Source organism: Lentzea kentuckyensis (assembly GCF_002150765.1).
GTDB lineage: Bacteria > Actinomycetota > Actinomycetes > Mycobacteriales > Pseudonocardiaceae > Lentzea > Lentzea kentuckyensis.
The window spans coordinates 102887-125274 of record NZ_MUYM01000036.1 but is presented as its reverse complement, the minus strand read 5'-3'; the positions used below and the strand labels follow the sequence as shown (position 1 = coordinate 125274).

Below are 22388 nucleotides of genomic sequence, written 5' to 3'. Positions count from 1 at the left end.
CTGTCCTCCGCTCGCGGTCCTCTCATCGTGTGAACCGACGACTGGGTTACATACTTGGGAACAGGAATCCCGACCATGATCCGGCTCGCGGCTGACAGAGAGGCATCGGCGCGGGCATCGGAGCGAACGTCCGGCGGGAGAGGGCGCGTATTTCCACGCCAGATCGACTTGCTGGGCCGATTGAGTGAACCTTCGGCGTTGCTTCGGGTGCTGGTAACGCAGAGTGGTGCCGTTCTGATTAACCCCCAGAGAATTGGCGCAGTTTCGGAGTAGATCGGACGCCTGCATGACCACGGTTGTTTTCGTTCATGGAACCGGCGTTCGTGAAGACCGCTATTCGCGCATGTTCGAGATCTTTCAGGAGCGGATGTGCACGCGGGTGGCGCAGCTCGTCGTCATGCCGTGCGGCTGGGGCGAGTTCCTCGGAACGAGCCTTGCGTTTGGCGGTGCTAGCATTCCCGATTACGATGGCAAGGCGTCCTCTGCTCCCGCGGGGCTGGACTTCACGGAAGACCTGAAGACGGCGAAGTGGACGGTTTTGGACGCCGACCCGTTGCACGACCTCCGTTTTCTGGCGGCGGTTACCACCTCGCGGCAACCGGTGGCCCCGCCGCTGCCCGGCGTTCGCGGATTCGCTGAGGTTCTGCGTGACCGGTTGGCGCAGCTGCCCGGAACCGGCGATCTCGCCGCCGAACTCGCCGCTCGTGATCTGGAAACGCCGTTCGCTTCGGCCGTGCGTCAGATCTGCGAGTCACCGGTTGTGAGCCAGGCGATTCGCCAGGCCGTCGAGCCGGCCGGTCAGGAAAAGGTGCGCACCATGCTCGCGAGAGCGATCGTCGCGGCGACCTGCCGAGAGGTGCTCCTGCGTGAGCACGCCGTCCTGCCGTTGCACGGCGACACCAGAAAGAGGTTTGTCGAGTTGGTGCAGCACGGCCTGGGCGGCGGCCAACTGGGCGTCTGGGACGACGTCGCCGACTTCGGCGCCAGAGTGGCGAAGCGGCTGGGCGGCTGGGCGGCGGAACGGTGGCGCGTCCCGTTCACCGACGGCGCGCAGCCGGCGATGGGCGACATCGTCCGCTACCTGACCCGCGGTGATGACCTGCGCGCGGCGATCGCCGGCGTGGTCGAGGCGGCGGATGACGACGTGGTGCTGGTCGGCCACAGCCTGGGCGGAATCGCGAGCCTCGACCTCATGCTCATGGATTCGCTCCCCGCGGTGCGAACGCTCGTGACCGTCGGTTCGCAAGGACCGCTGCTGTTCGAGCTGGACGCCCTGCCCGGCCTGGCGGTGGGCGCCGACCTGCCCGCCGGCCTGCCGCCGTGGTTCAACTACTACGACCGCAAGGACGTGCTGTCCTATCTGGCGGCGCCGATCTTCCCCGGCTGGGCCGTGGACGTCGAGGTCGACAACGAGGAGGGCATGCCCACCGCCCACAGTGCCTACTTCGACAACAAGAGGTTCTACGACTCGCTGGCCGGGGTGATCAACGGCGGGACGGAACCGTGACCACCGGACCGGAGAACGTGTACGCCCTGGTCGTGGGTGTCGCCAAGTACCCGGATTGGAAAAATGCGGACCGCGCTGGGTTGGACCAGGACGCGATCAGGTTCGCCAACTGGTTGCTCAAATGCAGAGTTCCCGGAGAGAATATCCAGTTGCTCCTCTCCCCGCAACAGGAGATGCGCGGCACGGAGATTACTGTTGCAGGCGTTCCGAAGTCGAACGCCGAATTCAAGGAGGCTATCAGACGCTTCCCGCAGAGGAGTAGCAGGGACGTTCTTTGGGTCTATTGGTGTGGTCACGGCTATGAGCTGGACGGCACGAGGCTCGCTCTCTCCTCCGCGACTCCCGATCTGCTGAGCAACGTCTCCCTGGAATCGCTCAAGACTGGATTCGCAAGCGATGCTGTGGCCGGATTTTGGCGGCAGATTTTCCTGGTCGATGCTTGTCGGCTGTGGAACGCTCTCGAGTTGGAAGAGCCGACTCGGATCTTCCCTGCCAAACGCCACCGCAAAGAGGGAGTGGAGCAGACAACCCTCTGGGCGTGTGCTGAAGGTGAACCCGCCAAGCACGACAGCTTGAAAGGCGGCGGGGAATTCTCCAAGCTGCTTATCGACTGGCTTTTCGAGCAAGGTGGCGAGTTCGCGTACGCACCGGACGCGGACAGGCTTGTCAACGAGGTCATCGGTCTGGCTGAACGTCGTCCAGAACAGTTTCCCACACCCGCAGTGTTGAAAGCGCTCTCGGCGAGCGGACCACGTCAGGTCCGGCTGGGCGGGCATGCTGAACCTCCCGAACGCAAGAAGTACGGACTTGTCGCATACGCCACTACGGGTGGTGAACCTCCCGCTCGAATCCACCTGGACGTTGCGTGGGGCCTCGACCGCGGCCGGATCCGGGCGGTGCTCGCGGACTTCGGCGACGCGTATCTCGTCGGGGAGCTGTCGGAGGTCGAGGACCTGGTCCAGAGCGACGGCGGGCTTGGTCTTACTCCACGGCGGCGGTGGCGGCATTTCATGGCGCACGAGCGGATTCCTGCCGACCTGCAGGTTCTGCTCCAGACGGAGGAAGGCGAGCGGCCTGCGATCGTCCTCTCCCAGGTGTGCTCGGGCGAGGTGCGGGTCGACGGCGTCGCCGACAACGCTGTCCAGGTGTGGGTCAGCCGCCTCCAGCAGACCGCGCCGCAGGTCGACGTCGTCGTGCAGGTGGTCGCGGACGCGCCCGTCGATGCGTTGCTGGCCGCACGGCAGACGGCGGACGCCCTCGGAAGGTCCGGCGACACCTGGCCCTGCTACGCGCGCAACCGAGTGGGAGTCGCCGATGGACCGTGCGCGCTGCCGCCGCTGGACGAGGTCGTGGAACACCTGGGGCGACAGGCGGAGTCACGAGGCCTCCAGCGCATCCCCTGGCTTTCCGGCGAGCCCGTGGAACTGTCCGGGGTAGACGAACCCGCCGCTGTGGGTTTGCTCTGCGCGGTAAGGGATCTTGCTCCGCAATGGTACAGGCCGTTGCTGCGGGCGTGCGCCGTGCTTGGCGCGAGGCCCGCGTGGGCGGCGGCCGCGAAGGTCGCCGCCAGGTACGACGACGACTTTGACGTGTGGCTCGAAGCCACGGGCGGCGACGTCCCGTCCGACGCGGTGCCAGGGCCGCGCGAGACCTGGTTCGGCGACGCGATGTGCCTCGCGCATCTGCGGGCGAAGAAGATCGAGACCGCCAGGCGTTGGTCGGCGGGCAACGCTTCGGAGGCCGTCAAGGAGCTGGTGAAGAAGACCGAGAACGCCTCGGTCACGACGGCGGACCTGCCGGGTCTCGGCTGGGACGTGGTGGTGTCCGCGCGGCGGGCGAACACTGCCGTCGAGCTCGCACCGGTCGAGGTGCCGTTGCGAACGTGGCGGACGGAGGGGCTTTGGGCGGCGATCGCTTCGGCGCCTGTCGATCTCGCCACCCTGGAGTTGCTGCGGCACCTGCCGAGCCATCTGGCCGGGGTGCTCGGCCAGGAGGCCGAGCTGGAGCCCGTGCGGGCCGAGGACGTCGAGAAGTTCCGCCGGGTGTTGCGGTACGTGGCGATGAGAGAAGAAGGAACGCACCGTGATTGAGGACTGGTACTTCTGTTCCAGGATCGGGGCCGACCCCCACACCACCCACGTCTTTCTGGACATCCTCGACTGCCTGCGTTCCACAGCCGCGGAGCTACCGCTCCAGATCGCCTCGTTCGAGGAGCTCGCCACCCTCCAGCCGGCGATCAGGCGGTACGCGCTCCTGCCCGTGATCGAAGCGGGTCTCGGCGCGGGCGACGCCAGGTCCGGCGAACAACGGCCGGAGGTGGTGGCGGCCGCCAGACGCGAGGTCGAGCACGCCCTCGAAGCCGTCGACCGCACGATCCGGGTGGCGGGTGGCCAGGCCGTCGAGGCGCTCTTCACCCGGTCTCCCGGCGAGGACGTGGTGGCCCACCTCGCGACAGCGGCCGGGGCCTGCCTCGGCCGTTCGGCACAGGCTCCGTCGGACCGGCCGTACCTCGACACCGAGGAGTTCACGGCGGAGATCCTGCTGTTGTCCGCCGCGTTGCCGGCGCTGCGGCAGGCACCGAACTCCGTGGACGCCTTCTGCTCCCGCGACGAACTTCGCGGCCTGGTGCGCAGGGCGGTCGACGGCAGGTTCGGTCGGCGGGCGTTCGTACTGGCGGTCGGCATCATCGCCTTCACCGGAGACTTGTTGCTGGGCCTGGGCGAGCTGCTCGGCAGGCTCTCCGCGCCCGACGTGGGCGTGCTGCCGTACGAACCAGACCTGTTGTCGGCCAAGGCACGCCTGGTGTTCGGGTCGCCGGGTTCGCCGGGACCCGACGCACCGGCAGCGGACGCCACGGCCGCGATCAAGCACGAGATCGTCGCGCTGGAGGTCCTGCGCGGGCTGCGCGCCGGTGCCTGGCCTCGGCAACGCGTCGCGGAGGCGGTGGAACGGCTCGGCATCGAGAGCGGCCCGGCGCAGGCCGTCTCGTCGGTGCTGTGGCACGCGGTGTTGTGGGAACTAGTGGTGGAGATCGACCACCTGGGGGCGGCCGAGCTGATCGCCGAGTGCTGGATCCCGGAACACCACCCGGTCAGCGGCAAGGTGGGCGTGAGCGCATCCGTGGCCTCACTCCGGGCGTGGCGCCGGGAGCTGGAGGACCTCGGAGGGCTGCGCGGGTACAGCCGTGCCGCGTCGCCCGACATCCAGGTCAACTCCGGCAGGTTGCGCCTGCTGACCAGGTTCGCCGTGCTGACCCTGTCGCCCTGGCTGAACCGCCGCACGCCGTCGGGTGCACCGCCGGGAACGCCGTGGTTCCCGCGCGGCAAGGACGGCCTGGTGCTGCTGCGCCTGTTCACATCGGTGATTGTGGCGCTGCGGTTGCTGCGAACGTCGGAGCTTCCTGCCACGGCACGTGACCGGCTCGTCGCGCTCGTCTTGCACGGTGCCGACGTGATGCTGGACCTGCCGCACAAGCAGTACCTGACCAACCTGCTGCACGGGAACGAGAGCGACAACCCGCCGTCGATGGCCGCACCGCTCGCCGCGCTCGCCGTGCACGCCAAGAGCGCCAGCGACCTCGCCGGCCGGGGCAGCTATCGGGCGGTGGAACCGAAGTGGTTCGTCGACTTCGCGGCGCCGGAGGAGAAGCCGGAACAGCTGGCCAGGCAGGAGGCGTTGCTGCGTGGCGTTCCCGCGGCCGCGGTGCTGGTCAACTGGGTGGTCGCCGCGATGTCGGGAGCTGTGCCCGGCGACACCGACTCCCTGGTGGGCCGGTGGCGGGCGCCGGTGGGAGAAGCCGGCGGCAAAACGCTGGCCGAGTGGGCGATGGACCACTGTCTCGCGCTCAACAGGACGAGAGTGGGTCCTGCGTCGAGGCCGGCTGCCGTGTTGCGGGCGTACCTCGGCAGCGAGGCGATGGCCCGCGCCGAGCTGCGCTCGTGGCACGAGAGTTCCACGCCGGAAGAGGTCCAGAGCGTGTGGCATGCCATCGCGACGAGCTGGGCCGGTGCCCCCGAGTGGCTCGGGATGTCCGGTTCCCCCTTGCGCCACAAGGCGCCTGCCGTGCTGCGGGCGCTCACCACCGAGCGGCTGCTGGCCGTGTTCGGGGACCCCGAAGCCCAGAACTGGCCGGAGGTGGAGGCGTGGGCGGAGGAATGGCGGCAGGCACACGCTTCGGTCAAGGAGGTGAGGGAGCTCTCCAGGGTCGCGCGCATGCGCATGATCGACCTCCTCGCCTGCCGACTGAGAGGCGAGGACACGCAGCGCAGGGTGCTTGAGGAAGTGATCGACATCGAGCTGGAGTTCGGCCTGGGCACGCCGACCGACAGGTGGATGCTGTTCGACCACCTGTCGACAGGGAGCGTGCTGCCGGAACAGCTCACCCAGGTGCTGCGCATGCGCCTTCTCCGCGGGATCTACCACCGCGCTTCGGTCAAGGCGATGCGGAACTTCGGGCAGTCGCCGTGGATCGTCGTCAACCAGCAGAAGCTTGACGCACTGCTGGACCGGCTGCTGCAGACGTTCGTCGTGTCGACCAGGGACATCAACGCCGAAGGCGCCGACCAGAGGCGAGTCAGCGACGCCATTCCCGACCTCTGGCTGGACGCCCACCGAGCCAGGGAACTGGTGGTGCGCAACGTCCCGCTCAGCATCGGGCAGCAGAAGGAGAACGTCGACGCCCGCAGACTGGTCGGGGTTACGGTCGACCGGGTGCACGACTCGGCGCAGTTCTACGCTGTCCGCGCGCCAAAGAAGCCGAAGGGGCTGCTCGATCCGCACACCGTGCCCAACGGCGAGGTCGTTCGCAGGCTCACCGGCAGCAGGACCCCCGTGTACGGGGTCGTCTCCGGCGTGGACGGCACGTCGGTGTGGGTCAACTGCGGACTCCGCGAACCGGTGCACACCACCTGGACCGGTGACCAGCCGCTGGAGGTCGGCGACCAGGTCGCCGTTCCCCTGGTGAAGGCGATGCACCCGCCGTTCCGGGTGGACGGTCGGCTGACCCGGCTGGACGGCGAGGCGAGGACTGGCGACGTGCGGAGCGCCGAGGTGACCGCCGACCGCGGCGCCGACGGTCACTGGAGGTTGCGCGTCACCCTGTCCGCGGGTCACGTCGCGGACAGCACTCCCTGGGACGTCAAACGGGCCGGCACCGCGGCGCTCCAGCGCTGGGATCCCGACGTGCTGCGGTCGTTCACCGAGTGGGACCACGGCGTGGTGCACACGGTCGCCCGGTGGGACGGGACCATCTGGCTGCCGGTCGACTGGGGCATGCCCGAACTGCTCGCCACGGACGCGATCGACGCGACGGCCGACCAGCCGGTGCGGTTGGTGCTCGTCGACGACCTGCTCCACGAGGCGGCCGTTCGTTGCTGCACCAAGCCGGGCAGGGCGTTCGTCATCCCGTTCGCCGCCTGGTCCCGCGACGACGAGGCAACACTGCGCGAGGCGGTGGCCGAGCACGGGCCGCTCGGTCTCGTGGTGCACGCCGCGGTGGACCTCTTCGACGGGCGCCCGAGGCTCCGGTTGGCGCCCGATCCGGCGAGCGGCCGGCTGGTCTGCACGCGCAACGCACGGTGGCGCAACCACTTCACCGCGGGCGACCAGTACTGGGCGGCACGCCGCCCGGACGGCTCGTGGGTCGCCGAGTCGGACACCGCGGACATGCCGCGTGTCGTGGTCAACGGACTCCTGGGCGCGGCCAACCGCGGTACGTGGTTCACGGTGCGGACGTGGGAGGACCACGAGCAGCGGTCCGGTCAGGTCGTCGGCGACAAGGCGCAGACGCACGAGCTCAGGCCGCGCCGGACCGTCGGGGAGTTCCGGAGGATCGTCGATCTGGAGGAACGCGACAGGTTGCGGCTGCGTGCGACCGCCGTCGGCGCGTTGCACGGGGTGGTGCGCGGCTACACCGAGGAAGGCCTTCCCGTCGACGTGGAGGCGGAGTCGCTGACCTGCGAGCCCATCACGCAGGACTGGCGCCAGGACGGCCTGGTCCGCGGGCGGGTCGTCGTGGTGACGAACATCGGGCTGAGGCGTGCGCGCAGGACCACCGGCGAGATCGTTCCGTTATCCGGCAGGGAGTTCCTGAGGGGCGTGAACTCGAACGACCACACGGTGGCCGAGGACTTCCTGGTGCGCGCCAGGACCATGAAGGGTCTCGTCATATCTGTCCCCCGGGAGCGGCAGGACGATGGGCTCGACCAGTACGCCGTGTGCTTCGAGGCCCAGGACGCGATCTTCGCCGCGGACGTGCCGCACACCGCCTTCGAACATCCGCCGGTGAAGGTCGGCTCGCTCGTGTCGGCCGTGCTCACCAACAATGGCTGGGTGTTCACCGCGACGACCCGTTTCGTGCGGGTGCGTGCCTTGTGGGAATTCCGGGACGAATCCACACCGGACAACAGGACGCTGCCGCTCGGCATCATCCCGTGGCGTGGCCGTCCCACGATGCTCCTGCAGTCGAGGACGGAACCGGTCGTGCACCTCGTGCCAGCCGAGGCCGGCGCCGAGGTCGAGCACCTCAGCGGGTGGCGCGCGGGCCAGGCCCGCTTCGAACTGCACGGCGGAGTGGTCGAACCCACGCGCACCTTCGAGGGCGAGTACCAGCGGGTCGTCGTCGTCGCCCAGGTCAACGGCCGTCCCGCGCTGCTCGCGGGTGAGACGCGGCAGCTCAACCCGACCAGGAACGCGCGGGCTACCGGCGTCACGGTCCGCATCACGCGGTTCGGCGCAGGTCTCGTGGAGATCCAGCGTCTGTTCACCTTGGACGAGGCCAGGGGCAGGCGTGAGCAGCAACGTCCGGCCGACGCGGATCCGCTCGCCGGCTACCGCAAGTACCTCGCTGGTCCCCGGCTACCCCTGAACGCGTCGGTGGAGGGCAGCGCGGTCCGGCTCAAGGAGCCGTGGCAGGTGCCGGTCGGCCACCAGCCGGTGTCGAGGGTCCCGCTTCGAGAGGGGGAGCGCCCGTGGGTGGACTTCAAGTACGACGCGCCCGCCTGGGTGGTCCTGGTCGGTGAGGAGGGCGACCAGCGGGCCAGCTATCGCGATGTGCCGCCGGTACCGCTCGAGCGGTTCGTGACCGAGTTCGAACGGCAGGGCCTGGTGCTCGGTGTCCGCAGCGAGCTGCGGACGTTGCTGCGCTACGTGGACCGCAGGACCAGTTCGAGCGGTGCCGTGGTTCACCGGTTCGAATGGGGCTACGGCAAGGTCGTGCAGGTCGCCGACGGCGACCTCACGATCGACGGTGCCCGGCTGACCGCCCGGTCGAGCGTCCTGTTCCACGGCGACGTCGTGTCCGAGGTCGAGGTCAAGGTGTCCAGGTCCGGGCGGTACCGGATGGACATCTCCGCGCAGCACCTGGAGTGGGGCTGGCACTCGTGGATGTACAACGAGGCCAGGCAGGGCACCGTTCACCTCGCGGAGGTCGAGCCGGAGACAGGCGGCGAGCAGTTGCGGATCGTGCGCCTGCACACCAGGGACCCCCAGCGATGGCGTCAGGACCAGCGCCACCAGGAGTCGACGACGGTGCGCATGCGTCGCGCGCGCATCAGCGACAGGACCAAAAAGCTGATCGTGGACGCGTGGCGTGAGGCGAACGGCGCCCGCCAGGATCAGAAGAACGCCATGTTCGCTTTGATCAGCTTGGACTCGGACAGCTTCGTCGCCTGTGGCGGGTCGGAGGTCCTGTTCGACTTCCTCCGGCCGGATCAGCTCCCGAAGGGCAGCCGGGTGTTCATGACCGCGACCGGCATCCACGCGATGACCAACGACGTGGCCCTCTCGCTCGAACTCGGTCACGTGCTGGGCGAGTCGAGGGGAAGGCAGCTCACCGCGAGCGTGAAGAAGCGGGACTTCTCGGCACGGTCCGAGCTGCTGTCCGACATCTACCGCGCCGAACTGCAGAGCAGATCACCGCACCGGCACCTCCGCGGATCTGTGTACCTCGTCAAGCTGGACTCGATCAGGGGCACGACGGCACAGGGCAAGATCCGGGACGCGCTGGCCCGTCGGCCCAAGGCCCTGATCAGCATGCTGCGCAACGCCGACGCGCCTTGTCTGGCCACGGTCTCCCGGCAGCGCAGCCGGGAGGACGGGCTGAGGATCGAGTTCGAGGTTGAGCCGAACGTCGTGTTCCGGCTGAGGCCCGACGAGATCGCCGGCGCTGTGGACCTGCCGTCGGGATCGGTGGTGCGGCTCTCGTTCGAGAACGGTCACGTCGCGGTGCGGACGGCGCTGGTCGGTGACAGCGCCTACCTCCCGGCGGCGGGACGGCCCGTCGTCCTGCTCCCGATGAACAGCGCCGTCTCGAAGAACGACACTTTCGCGCAGGCGGTTGCCAGAGGCGCCTACTCGGTGGCCGGGCTGCCGTCGGTGGTCCTGCCGGTCGCGGCCGCGCAGAACGGTGCCACCTCGTCCGAGCGACGGCTGATCACCTCCGCTCATCCGAAGATCGCGTGGATCCGGCCCGCCGACGGCGGTGGTCCGAAGGCGGCGCTGGCGGAGAACGAGGTGCTCGTCGGCACGGTGTCGTTCGACAGCACTGGCGCCGCCGTGGTGCACGAGCTCGACAACGATGCCAGGAGAAGCATCCGGCTGTCCCAGCTGTCCTACCTGGATGGTGGAGCCGATGCCGTCCGGCGGCGGGTGAACAAGCTCGGCTGGACCTACCACGACACGACGACGACCCACCGCGACCCGGCCCAGCCGGACCAGGTCGTGCAGCCGGTGACACAGCTGCCCCTGCCGGCCAGGCTCACCGAGGAACCCGCGTTCTTCTCGCGCGGCTGGACGTTGCGGCACCGCCAGGACGAGCTCGTGTCGTTCGGCTACCCCGCCGCGGGGTTCATCCAGCACCTCACCCGCCGCGGCACGGACATGATGGTTCCCGTCGCCGGCGTCTCCCGTCAGTTCGACGGCGTGTGGGTGGAGCAGGCACCCGGCAGGCTCGTGCACCTGGTCGAGGGCATGCTGACCACGCGGGTGGGGAACAGCAGGGTGCCGCTCGAGGGCTTCGCCTGGGAGCACCTTGCACCGGGCGACCGGCTGATCCTCTCGGCCAAGGTCGCGAGCGCCACCGAGATCGCGTCCGTCGAGCTGCGCGGCTGGCGTCCCGGCCTGCGGGCGGCCTTGGGCAAGCGGGCCCTGTTGCCCGTGGCCGACGTCAACGTCGAGACCGGGACCGTGCGGCTGGGACAGGGGTGCTGGTACCTGGACCACGCGCTCGACCCCGGCGCCGCACCGCCGACGGGAACGGTGTGGCTGGACGACACGAACTGCCTCGCCCTGGCAGGGGACAGGCCGCAGATCGAGCGCCACGACGTCGTTCTCCTCGTGGAGAACGACGGTGAGCTGGAGGTCGTCGGAGCACCGGGAATCGAGGTGCGGCTCGCCGAGCGGAGCTGGGCGAGGTGGATGCGCGAGGCGCTGAGCGACCGACCCGGCCGGGAGCGCCTGCTGGCGTTGTGCGGGGGTGCGCTGCCGGCGACGGTCGAGGGTCGGACCCGGGACGCCATCACCGTCTCCCGCCGGTTGCAGCGCGATTTCGTGCCACTCGAACGTGGTCAGGTCGTCCCCGTGCAGCCGATCGGCATGCTGGACGGCCAGAATGTGTTGCTGCGGCGCGGCGCGCGGCTGGCGCGGTGCCGCGTGACCGATCTCGTTCCCGGGCTGCCGACGGCCGTGTTCGAGAGCTCGGTGGCCCGACTGCGGGACATCCAGGAACTGTTGTGGTGCCACGCGGACGCGAAGGGCAGGCTCGGGTTCGGGTATCCGAACGAGGCAGCGGGGCCCGGCCAGAACGAGACGTTGCTCCGACCGCTTGCCCTGATCGACGAGAACGGCCAGCGCGGAGTCCTGTGCTGGGACCGGAACCACTGCCGGCCGCGGTGGTTGCCCCGGTACGCCATCGGCTGGACGGAGCTGGCGAACGAGGAGATCGAGCAGCACGTGGTCGGGGTGAAGGGCGACGTGACCGCGCGAATCCTGCCCAGCGGCACGGTCACGCTGGTGGGGCGTGCGGTCAACGAGCAGCGCGTGCGCAACATCCATGCCGGAGCGGCCGTTCAGGTCGAGGTCGTCACGTCCGACTGCACCCCTTTGACGGACAAGAACGTCCGGTTCCTCGCGCGTCTCTACATGTCCGACATGCTGCTGCGGCTCGACCTCCCCGCCGACGGGGAACCGCCGGAGATCGGTGACGTCCTCAGGTGCGAGGTCGACCAGGTGCGCAAGGAGAACGACGTGCTCAGCGTGGTGGTGACGGCGCCGGGCAACCGCACGGTCCCGGTCGACCTGCCGTCGTGGATGTTCGAGCCCAGGCCGATCACGCTACCGCCGTGGTACACCGGGGACGACGGCACCCACCAGGAACTCCTGGAGGCGGTGCGCGAGAACGACCAGGAGCGCCTGCGGACGGCGATGCTGGCCTGGCTGGAGGTCCACGGACGGAACGCGCTGCATCAGACCGACGAAGCGACCTTGGACGCGGTCCCGCTGCTGGCCGCGGTCCTGGCCGCAGATGCGTTGGGAAAGAACGAGTTTGACGGTGCGGAGTCCTGCCGGGACCTGGCGGTGCGGCTGTGCCGGCACCTCGGTCTGCGCGCGACGAGGTCACGGCACGTGGAGCCGATCCTGACCAGGTGGCTCGCGAGACAGCCTGCGGTCCCGTTCGACAACCTCTGGTTGCGCCTGGACTGGATGACGCTCGCCGCGGAGATCTCGGTTGCCCAGCGGAACGAGATCCAGGCGATCGACCAGGGCATCCGCGCCAGGACGGCCGTGCGGTCCGGAGAACACCTGAACGCGGTGAGCGGGTCGCTGACCGCGGCCGTTGGGCTACCGGTGAACTACGACGAGATCGCCGAGCTGAGCCGGGAGCTCGGTGTCCTGAGTGGACTGGCTCGTGCGCTGGCCTCTCACCCCACCGCCGGGAAACCTGCTCAACGGCGGCTGCTGCCCGTTCAACGGACGCGGTTGCGGGACATGCTCGACCTGTTGGTGGCGAAGCCGCCGATGTTTGTCCGCGACACCCTGATGCGCTCGCAGCACCGGTCTGGCGACGATGTCAACGTGCTGAACCAGACGATCGCCGCGCTGCGTCGAGACCCTTCGTAGCGCCGTCGTGGTGCCTGGCCGATTCGCGGGCCGTTCAGGCACCACCTGGTCCTCCCCGTGCCCGGCGGGATCCGCAGCGCGATGTGCTCAGCGAGTGCGGCCCGAGGGCGCCGTCCCGTCAGCTTGGCGCGCGTTCCGGGCCGTGGAGATGTGTGCGTGCCGGGATGTACGTCTTGGCCGTGTGGAGCTGGTGGCATGACGTCGCCGGTCGTGGGGGAGTGCCACGACCGGCGCTTCTGGTCCCGGACAACTGCCCGCCAAGCGCAACCACGTGCGTCCACTGTCCTTAAGCCGGCCGTCCGCGACCGGCCGCTGGTCCTGGCTGATCAAATGGTTCCGGAGTCCCGGACGGCAACGTCAGCTCGCTGTACCAGCGTGAGGTCGCCTGACTGTTCCCCGTCCTGATCTCTGACACGCTTGCGAGGTGGTTGCCGCCGCGTCGAGTGGTGTTCGCCCGGAAGAGGTACTTCTTCCACCAACGGCGGCTAGGGCGTGTCCTGCGGATCTTCACCGGAGGTGGAGGACGATGCAGGCGAGGATGATTTCGGCGCGGTGGTAGGCGGCTCGTTTCGGGAATCGGGTGGCCAGGCCGCGGAATTGCTTGAGGCGGTTGAAGCATCGCTCGACGACGTTGCGCAGCTTGTAGAGGTCGGGGTCGAAGTCCGGTGGCCTGCCACCGGCCGAGCCCTTGGCCTTGTCGGCGATCACTCGTCCGACCCGTACCCGCTGCCTGTCGACGTCGATGTCACCGATGTCGTCGAGCAGCGGCAGCAGTTGCGGGTTGTCGCCGGCCTTGCCGGGCGTGAGGATCACCGCCAGCGGCAGCCCGGCCGCGTCGACGGCCAGGTGGAGCTTGGTCGTCAGCCTGTGGGGTGCCAGAACTCTGCACTCGCCCGCTGAGCTGCAGTGATTGGGTTCTGTGGGTCTGACGGCATGATCGTGGGCGTGGCGCTCCGACTGCCGTACCTCGTCTTTGTTCAGCTCGGTGGCTGGTTGGTTCTGCTCGGCCAGTCGTCGGCGGTGAAGGATGTGGAGTTGCTGGTGCTGCGACATGAGGTCGCGGTGCTGCGCCGTACCCATGGCCGTCCGCGTCTGGACTGGGCTGATCGCGCGGTGTTCGCGATGTTGGTGCGGCGGTTGCCTGTCTGGTTGCGGGAGCACCGATTGGTTTCCCCCGGCACGGTGTTGCGGTGGCACCGGCGCTTGGTCGCCAAGAAGTGGACCTACCCGAACCGGACTGGGCGTCCGCGGGTCGATGAGGCCGTGGTGGCGTTGATCGAGCGGATGGCGCGGGAGAACGCCGGCTGGGGTTACCGCCGTATCCAAGGTGAGCTGCTCAAGCTGGGTCATCGGACGGCCGCGTCGACTGTTCGTCGTGTGCTGAAGCGGCTTCGGATTCCGCCGTCGCCGACTCGGGACTCCGACACGTCGTGGCGGCGGTTCCTGCGTGCTCAGGCGGCGAGCATGCTGGCGTGCGACTTCTTCCATGTCGACTGTGCGGTCACGTTGAAGCGGGTGTACGTGTTCTTCGTGATGGAGGTCGGCACTCGCTATGTCCACATCCTCGGCGCCACCACCAACCCTGACGGTTCGTGGACCACGCAGCAGGCTCGCAACTTGCTCATGGAGTTAGGTGACCGGGCCAGCGAGTTTCGTTTCCTGGTTCGTGACAGGGCCGGCCAGTTCACGACGTCGTTCGATTCCGTTCTCGCGGACGTCGGCATCGACGTTGTGAAGATTCCTCCGCGATGTCCGCGAGCCAACTGCTATGCAGAACGGTATGTGGGCACCGTTAGACGCGAGCTCACGGATCGGCTGCTGATCATTAACGAGCGGCACCTGGAGTCAGTGCTGAACCGCTACGTCTCGCACTACAACCAGCGGCGACCACACCGAGCGCGACACCACTCTCCGCCACGACCGGATCAGCTGGCCGGAGACCCCGGATGTAGATCCGTACGTCGTCGGCGAGTGCTTGGCGGCTTGATCAACGAGTACGAACCTGCAGCAGCGTGATCCGCAGGTCAGGCCCGTTGAGCCATGTTTTGGCACCCCACAGGCTGCACTGGGACCCGCGGACCATCCGCTTGCGGGGAAAGGACGCCCTGTTGAACTCCCGCATGGACTTTCTCTTGTTGCTGCCGCATGGCAGGCGGATCGTCGTGGAGGTCGACGGATCACACCACTACGCCACCGATGGTCGTGCTGATCCTGTTCGCTACGCGGAGACCATGCGCGGCAGCCGCGACCTTTCCCTGAGCGGGTACGAGGTCGTCCGCTTCGGCGCCGCCGAACTGCGAGACGAGGGCGAGGCACGTCGGATGCTCGAGCGGTTCTTCCGAGACCTCTCCCGGGGCAACGGGGCGGACTAGGACGTGAGGGCGTCGCGATTTGCGTGCCGCGCGGCCGCGATTCGAGCCCCTGACCACGTCCCAACGCTCGACCGCGTCGAAGGTCTCCAGGTGCTCGGAGTGCCGCTGCTCCCCGGATCGGCGGTCGTGCCGTTGAGGTCGATCGTGTCAAGGACGCCATGGAGTCGATCAGTTACAGAAAGGACGCTTTTCATCAGCCCGCCGGCAGGAAATTTGGCCGTTAGCCAGGGTCGTGACAGAGGTGTGCAACCTTCACTCGGATGGCTGCATCAAATGTCGTAACGCCGTTGATCCTGAGTTTGATATACAGCCGAACCCGGCAAAGCTCGCCGCCGCGGCTTCTTCTGCTGCACCATCGAAGAGGATGTGCCATGAAGAATTCCTCCAGTGAACCCGACGGTGACAGACGGTCGATCAACGGATTGCTGACCCGCTGGAGGAAGCGTCCTTCCCTGCGTTCGCTACTAGTCGTCGGCGGCCTGGCGATGCTGGCGCTCGGAGTGTGGGCTGTCGCGGGCGCTGCCACCCCCTTGGTGCTGATGCGCTCCCCTGATCATTACTTCAGCCCGAACGGCGACGCTCAGGAAGATGTCGCACACGTGGCGTACTGCCTGGTCGCGTCCGCCAACGTCGACATCACGGTGACCGACGCACAGGGTGTCGTCGTTCGGACACTCGAAAGCGGCGCGTCGCACCCCGGAAGTTCCTGGTGTGACGATTTCAACAGCAGCAATAACTATGTTGAATGGGATGGTCGTGCCGACTCGGGCGTGGTGGTAGACGACTCCGTCTACACGATGCGAATCCGGGCAGTCGATTCGTCCGGCAATGCCGGCGAGGTCACGGTACGCATTGGTGTGAATACGCAGCAGCCGGGTTCGTTGACCAAGCCTTCTCCTGGAGATGTGCTTTCCGGAACGGTCGCGTGGAATTTCACCCCGGCGTCCGGGTTTCCGGTGCAGGACGCCTGGCTCACATGTGAACGCGGGTACACCTCGAGCTCTGCGGACAACCTCGCAGGCTCGCTTGACACGATGCAGTGCGACGACGGTCCGAACAGCCTGCGCGCGGCGGTCAGCTGGACCGACCCGTTTGATCACACGCATACCTGGTCGGCGCCGCCGGTTCCCGTGGTGATCGAGAACGCGCCACAGGTGAACGTCTACAACTCTGATCGGTACTTCAGCCCCAACGGCGACGGCGTCGAGGACAGCCAGGGCTTCTCGTACTGTCTCACGTCCGCCGCGAACGTCGACATCACCGTGCAGGATCCAGCGGGTACGGTCGTGCGAACGCTGGAGAGCGCGGCACCTCATCTCGGTACCGCAGGCTGCCCTTACAGCAGTCAGATCCAGTACGCGGAATGGGACGGCCGCAGCGACTCGGGCGCCGTGGTGCCGGATGGTGTTTACACCGTCAAGATCCACGCGACCAACACCCGAGGGCAGACCGGTGACGGATCCGCGAGACTCGGGGTGGACACCAGGGTTCCCGGCGTCCTGACCGCGCCGGCCGCTGGCGCCACGATTTCCGGCACCACTACCTGGTCGTTTCGCCCGACGATCCCCGAGATCAGCTATGTCGCCCTGTACTGCGGCGGGCGGTACGCGAGCAACGCGAGCACGCTGGCGGACGACGGTACGTTCGTCAACACGTTCGAGACAGCTTCGTGTGACACGGGCCAGAACGAACTGCGCGCGGCCGCATCGTGGCAGGATCCGTTCGGTTCGTGGCATTCCTGGTCCTCGCCACCGACCGCGGTCACCGTGGTCAACCCGCCGCAGATCAATGTCTCTGGCTGGGCGCAGCGCTACTTCAGTCCGAATGGCGATCTCCAGGAAGACGTCGGCTCCTTCGCCTACTGCCTCGTGGCGCCCGCGACCGTGGACACCACGGTGGTGGACTTGGCAGGCGCGCTCGTGCGCACTCTGGAATCAGGTGTGCAGCGCCGCGGAACGCTGAACTGCCAGGACTGGAACACCGTCGAGTGGGACGGCAGGTCGGACACTGGATCCGTGGTCCCGGACGGTGAGTACACGGTGCGGATCCACGCCGGGAACGCCGCGGGTTCGGCCGACGCCACGCTTCGGACGGGTGTGCTCACCGCAGCCCCCGGCACGCTCGTGGCTCCCGCCGCCAACGCGACGATCACCGGTTCAGCGGAGTGGGTGTTCGCACCCGAACCGGGTTACGGAGTTCACGAGGTTTACGTGAACTGCGATCTCGGCTACGCGTCCGCCCGCAGCACAGCACCTCGTGCCGACGGAATGTTCGGCGCGCAGATCGACGTCACGACCTGCACCTCTGGAGCGAACGGCCTCCGGGCGACGGCCTACTGGACCGACCCGCTCGGAGCGTTCCACGGGTGGACCACAGCGACGGTGCCGGTCACCGTCTCCAACGCACCCAAGTTGACCTTGGCGCTCTACCAGGAGCGCTACTTCAGCCCCAACGACGACGGCCAGGAGGACACGACCTACTTCTCCTACTGCAACTCCACGGCCGGCAAGGTCGATGTGACGGTCACCGGTTCCGCGGGCGACGTCGTCCGCACGATCCAGTCAGGCGCCGACCATCCGGGCAACGCGACGTGTTACTACTACGACTATCTGACGTGGGACGGCCGATCTGACACCGGTGCCGTAGTACCGGACGGCGTGTACACGGTCCGCTTCCACGTCACGGATTCCGCGGGACGCACCGCCGACGCAACCATTCGGTCCGGTGTCGACAGCAGAGTTCCTGGTCAGGTCATCGCTCCCGTGCCTGGCGCCACGCTCGCGGGGCTGGCGACACTGGCGGTCCAACCGGTCAGCGGGCTGGCGCTGTACCAGGTCGACATGTGTTTCCGGAGTGGTCGATGCGCGACCGTGTACGGCGCTTCACCCGATGGCGTCTGGCGGACCAGTGTGTTCACCGGTACCTTGCCGAGCGGCGTCAACTCGCTGCGTCCGTCGTTCTACTGGATCGACGCGTTCGGCTACGGCCACGGGTGGAGTGCCCCCGAGTTTCCCGTGGTGATCGACAACCTCAGCGTGCCGCTGAGCGTCACCGCCACACCCGCCACAGGAGCGGCGCCGCTCGACACCGCGCTCTCCGTGGAAACCTCCGAGCCGCAAGGCCGAACCTTGCACTACACGGTCAACTTCGGGGACGGCAGCTCGACTTTGTCGGGCGACATCGCGACTCCCTACCAGGTGCTGACACTCCGGCACACCTACGCGAACCCAGGTGTGTACCGAGCCGTCGTGAGCGTGGCCAACTCCTCAGGTGCGTCCGCAGTCAGGAGCGTCGACGTGACGGTGAGCGGGGGCGCGAACACCGCGCCTGTGCCGAACCTGGCCGTCAATGCGGCGTCCGGTGTCGTACCGCATCCGGTCCGTGTGGAGATCGGTGCGACGGACGCGGAGAACGACCGGCTCACCTACCTTCTCGACTACGGCGATGGATCCGCCGCGGCGACCGGCACTCTGCCGGCGAACCCGTTCGACCACACCTACGAGCGGTCGGGCACGTACATCGTCCGGCTTGCCGTGAGCGACGGCAAGCTGACCGCGGCACGGACCGCCAACGTCGTCGTCGGGCTCGCGGAACCGTTGAGCGCCAACGCCGGTGACGACCAGGTCGCCGTCGTGAACACAGTCGTGCACCTCGACGGCGGAGGTTCCCGCCCGAGCCAAGGCATCGAGAACTTCCGATGGGACTTCGGCGACGGCACGTCAGCCACCGGAGCAGCCGTTGACCACGCCTACAACGGAGCAGGAACGTACAACGCCAAACTCTCGGTGACCGCGGGCGGGCAGACGAAAACCGATGAAGCGCTCATCACCGTGACACCGGTTCCGGCCGAGGCCGGGCTCGTTGTCACCGTCGACGACGGCACGACACCGCTGCCGGGAGCGACACTCGTCGTGGTCGATCCGGCCGGCCGCAGGTACACCGCGGTGACCGACTCGTCCGGACACGGAAGGCTGCTCGGCTTGCCGGACGGCGAATACGCGGTCTACGGCTGGCGGGACGGCTTCCTGCCTACCACAGTGACGAGCACCGTCACGGGAGGTAGCGGCACCGCGGCGTTGCACCTCAAGGCCGGCAAGGTCGCCACGACCGAGCTCACGGCGTCGCCGATGACCTACGAGGAGATCGTCGCCGCAGGCATCAACCCGGAAGACCCGGCGAACCAGAACGTCTATGAGTTCACCGTCAACATCGGGGTTGGCCCCTCCACGGCGACCGTAAGCGGGTACACGAGCAGCGGCGGATTCCCGTTGTGCCCCAAGGTGAACGGCAGCAGCGTCGCCTCGTGCTCCGGAAGCGCGTCCATCAGCGTCGGCGACAACCAGGTCCTCGTGTACCCGAACTACGTCGGCTCCGCACCGCAGCTCGTCTGGCTGGTCATCCCAGGGAAAGCCAGCTGGCTCAAGGAGTTCTTCTCGATCCAGCTCGCCGTGACCAACCTGGCCGATCCGGGCTTCACGCTCGACCAGGGCGTCGCGACCCTCGCCCTTCCCACCGGTCTCTCCCTCGCGCCGACCGCCACGGCGCAGCACGACACGACCACGATGCCCGACATCGGCGGCGGCGAGACGAAGTCAACGACCTGGCTCGTACGCGGTGACGTGGAAGGCTTCTACGACCTCTCGGCCTCCTACGCGGCCGTGCTCGAACCGTTCGGTGCCACCGTGCGCATCGACGCCGCGACGGCCAAATCCCTGCACGTCTGGGGCGCGTCCGCCGCGGAGATCGTGGTCGACGTGGAGAACGACTTCTGGGACCGCCACCCGTACCGGATGCGGGTGGGCCTGAAGAACGTCGCGGACGTCCCCATCTACAACGCTTCCGTGGAACTGCTGAGCCAGGGCAAGCAGCACTACCTGTACCAGCCGCGTGAAGCGCTGCGGCAGTCCACCGCGCAGATCACCGCGGGCACCACGTTCTGGACCGACGACTACGTGCTGGCGCCGGATATCTCCGGCACGGTCGACCTGAGCAACGCGTTCGTCGCGACAGCCAGCGGCGCGAACGGGCCCAAGGCGAGCATCGTCACGCACCCGCCGCTGTCGACACCCGCGACAACACCGGCGTTGCAGGCTTTCCGTCTGCCACAAGGGGTTGGGCTCGTGTGGGAGAACGTGCCGGGCGCGACCTCCTACGAGGTCTACAGCACGCCGGACCGCTCGACGGACTTCGGCGGCACACCGCTGGCGGTCGTGCCCGCTCCGGCGACGCAGGTGATGCTGCCGTCGGTCACGGACATGTCAGCCTGGTACGCCGTGAGTGCGCTGATCAACGGCAAACGCACGATGGTGCACGCGCTCACCACCGCCGAAGCGAAGGTCGACGGACCTTCGATCTCGGTCGAGCTGTCCTCGCAGGCGTCCTGCAACACCGACATCGGTGGCAAGGTGACGTTCACCGACATCTTCACCGATCTGCGGTCCTACTCGGTCACGCTGGACGGGCAGACCCCGCCACTGGTCCAGAACGCACTGCTGTCCGGGCGAACCGCGACGGTCAGCCTGCCCGCGCTCCCGGCGTCCAAGATCAAGGAGACTGACTCGGAGCTGACCGTCGAGGTTACCGACGGCGCTCTCACCCGAAGCCGGACGGTGACCGTCAGCAAGCGGTGCAACCCGATCAAGATGCTCGTGCTCGGCGACTCCATCGGCTGGGGCCAGGGCCTCCTCGAGAAGGACAAGTACTGGGCGAAGGTCGAGACCGACGTTGAGCGACTGACCGGGCGCCCGGTCCAACACGAGGTTGTCGCCCACTCCGGCGCGGTCGTGGACGACCCCGAGACGTTCTGCTCGGGCGGACCCGTGACAAGTGCGAAGGACACCGCGGGTGAGATCCCGTCTGCCGTACCCGACGTCCTAGACTGCCAGATCGACCAGGTGAAGAACCTGAATGCCGACCTCATCCTGGTCGACGGCTGCATCAACGACGTGAACGTCGTGTCGATCCTGACGCAACCGTGGTTCATCACCGAACGCGAGGTTCGAGAGAAGTGCGCGGGCAACGTCATGACGATGTTGCAGCGGTTGCACGCGGACCACCGCAACGCGACGATCGTGCTCACGGGTTACTACCCGATCTTCACCGCGGGGAGCGTGGTGAACATCGCGACGTTCGCGAAAACGTTCGGCTTGAGCGCGGGCGTCATCGCCGGGCTGGCGACCGGAGCGGAGGTCATCAACAGCCAGTCCTTCTACGAGATGTCAAATGCAGTGCTCCGCAACAACGTGCTCGCGCTCTCGGGTGACGGCACCCAGCCACCCTGGCTGAAGTTCGTGGATCCGGCGCTCAACGGAATCAGCGACGGACTCTTCGCGCCAGCCACCAAGCAGTGGGCGGGCGTGAACGACAACCGGTTCTCCGACCGATGGAGTGCCTGCCGAGAGTGGAACTCACCGGGATTCGACCGGGCCAAGTGCCGCATCGCGTCGGCGGGACACCCCAACGTTCTCGGCGCCGAGAACTACCGGGAAGCGATCGTCGCCGAGCTCGGCGGCAGCATCGACAGCTGGAAGGGGCCGGGCCCGATCACCAAGATCGGCGTCAGTTTGCCCACGACGACGATCCCGAAGGGGGACAGCCAACCGCTGACGGTGACAGCGACCTACTCAAACGGGGACACCCGTGACGCGGCGTCGCTCGTCAAGGTCTGGAGCACCAACAACGCCGTGGCGTCGGTGGAGCCCCAGACGATGACGGTCAAGGCCGTCAGCACAGGGAACGCCACGATCAACGCGGCCCTTCTGACCAACGAGACGATCAACGCTTCGGTGAATGTCACGGTCACGGCCGCCGTACCCAAGTCGTTGGCCGTGACGCCGGCGGCACCGTTGATCGCGGTGAACAAGACGGTGCCACTCACCGCCACGGTGACCATGACGGACGGGACCGCAACAGTCGTGACTCCGACATGGACGTCCGGAAACACCACCATCGCAACGGTTTCGACGAAGGGCGTCGTCAAGGGCGCCGCTGCCGGTACCGTGACGATCACCGCGACATATCGGGGCCTGACCGGAACCACCGTGGTGACGGTGGGCTCCGGGCCTCCGGAGATCACCGGTTTCACACCGGCTTCGGGACCGCCCGGTACAACGATCACCATTCAGGGCTCGAACCTGCTCGGGGTCAATTCGGTGACGGTCGGCGGAGCGGTGGCCAGCACGTTCACCGTGGACTCGAGCTCGCGCATCACCGCGGTGGTGCCCGCGGCTGCGAGGACCGGCTTCGTGGAGGTGAAATCGCCACTCGGGACCGCCAAGAGCAAGGGCAAGTTCACGGTGAGATGACTTGCTGCCGAGAGCGTCAGTCGGCCGGACGCGCCCGGACAGGTCATTTGTGCAACCCGGCGAGCAGCGCCACGACACAACTTCAGACGA

General features: G+C 67.7%; 7 protein-coding genes. 6 read left to right on the top strand and 1 reads right to left on the bottom strand.

Going from position 1 to position 22388, the window contains the following annotated elements:
• The first annotated feature begins 253 nt into the window (after positions 1 to 253).
• The 3 genes from B0F77_RS47950 to B0F77_RS18935 are packed head-to-tail and all read left to right on the top strand — an operon-like array spanning position 254 to position 12622.
• Positions 254 to 1507, top strand: a complete 1254-nt coding sequence (locus B0F77_RS47950) for a lipase family protein (protein WP_158102754.1) — start codon at positions 254 to 256, stop codon at positions 1505 to 1507.
• Positions 1504 to 3597: a caspase family protein gene (locus B0F77_RS18940; protein ID WP_158102753.1), complete on the top strand. Its 2094-nt coding sequence runs from the start codon at positions 1504 to 1506 to the stop codon at positions 3595 to 3597. Before B0F77_RS47950 ends, B0F77_RS18940 begins: the two co-directional genes overlap by 4 nt.
• Entirely contained in the window at positions 3590 to 12622 is a 9033-nt protein-coding gene (locus B0F77_RS18935; protein ID WP_086664239.1) for a hypothetical protein, read from the top strand. Before B0F77_RS18940 ends, B0F77_RS18935 begins: the two co-directional genes overlap by 8 nt.
• Before the next feature lie 507 nt (positions 12623 to 13129).
• Here B0F77_RS18935 and B0F77_RS50560 read toward each other — a convergent pair.
• A complete protein-coding gene (locus B0F77_RS50560; protein WP_143466812.1) occupies positions 13130 to 13675 on the bottom strand; it encodes a transposase in 546 nt (181 codons plus the stop codon).
• Between B0F77_RS50560 and B0F77_RS49855 the strand changes: the two genes are divergently transcribed.
• The 3 genes from B0F77_RS49855 to B0F77_RS18915 all read left to right on the top strand — a co-directional run bounded on the left by B0F77_RS49855 (position 13556) and on the right by B0F77_RS18915 (position 22298).
• Positions 13556 to 14638 carry an integrase core domain-containing protein gene (locus B0F77_RS49855; RefSeq protein WP_245848389.1) on the top strand — a complete coding sequence of 361 codons (1083 nt, stop codon included), beginning with the start codon at positions 13556 to 13558 and terminating at the stop codon, positions 14636 to 14638. The two genes, B0F77_RS50560 and B0F77_RS49855, sit on opposite strands and share 120 nt — an antisense overlap.
• Before the next feature lie 104 nt (positions 14639 to 14742).
• On the top strand, positions 14743 to 14994 hold the full coding sequence (locus B0F77_RS18920; RefSeq protein WP_143466811.1) for a hypothetical protein: 252 nt from the start codon (positions 14743 to 14745) through the stop codon (positions 14992 to 14994).
• A gap of 1034 nt (positions 14995 to 16028) precedes the next feature.
• The gene (locus B0F77_RS18915) at positions 16029 to 22298 is read left to right on the top strand and encodes a PKD domain-containing protein (RefSeq protein WP_158102751.1); all 6270 of its coding nucleotides are present in this window, start codon (positions 16029 to 16031) and stop codon (positions 22296 to 22298) included.
• Positions 22299 to 22388: the final 90 nt, after the last annotated feature.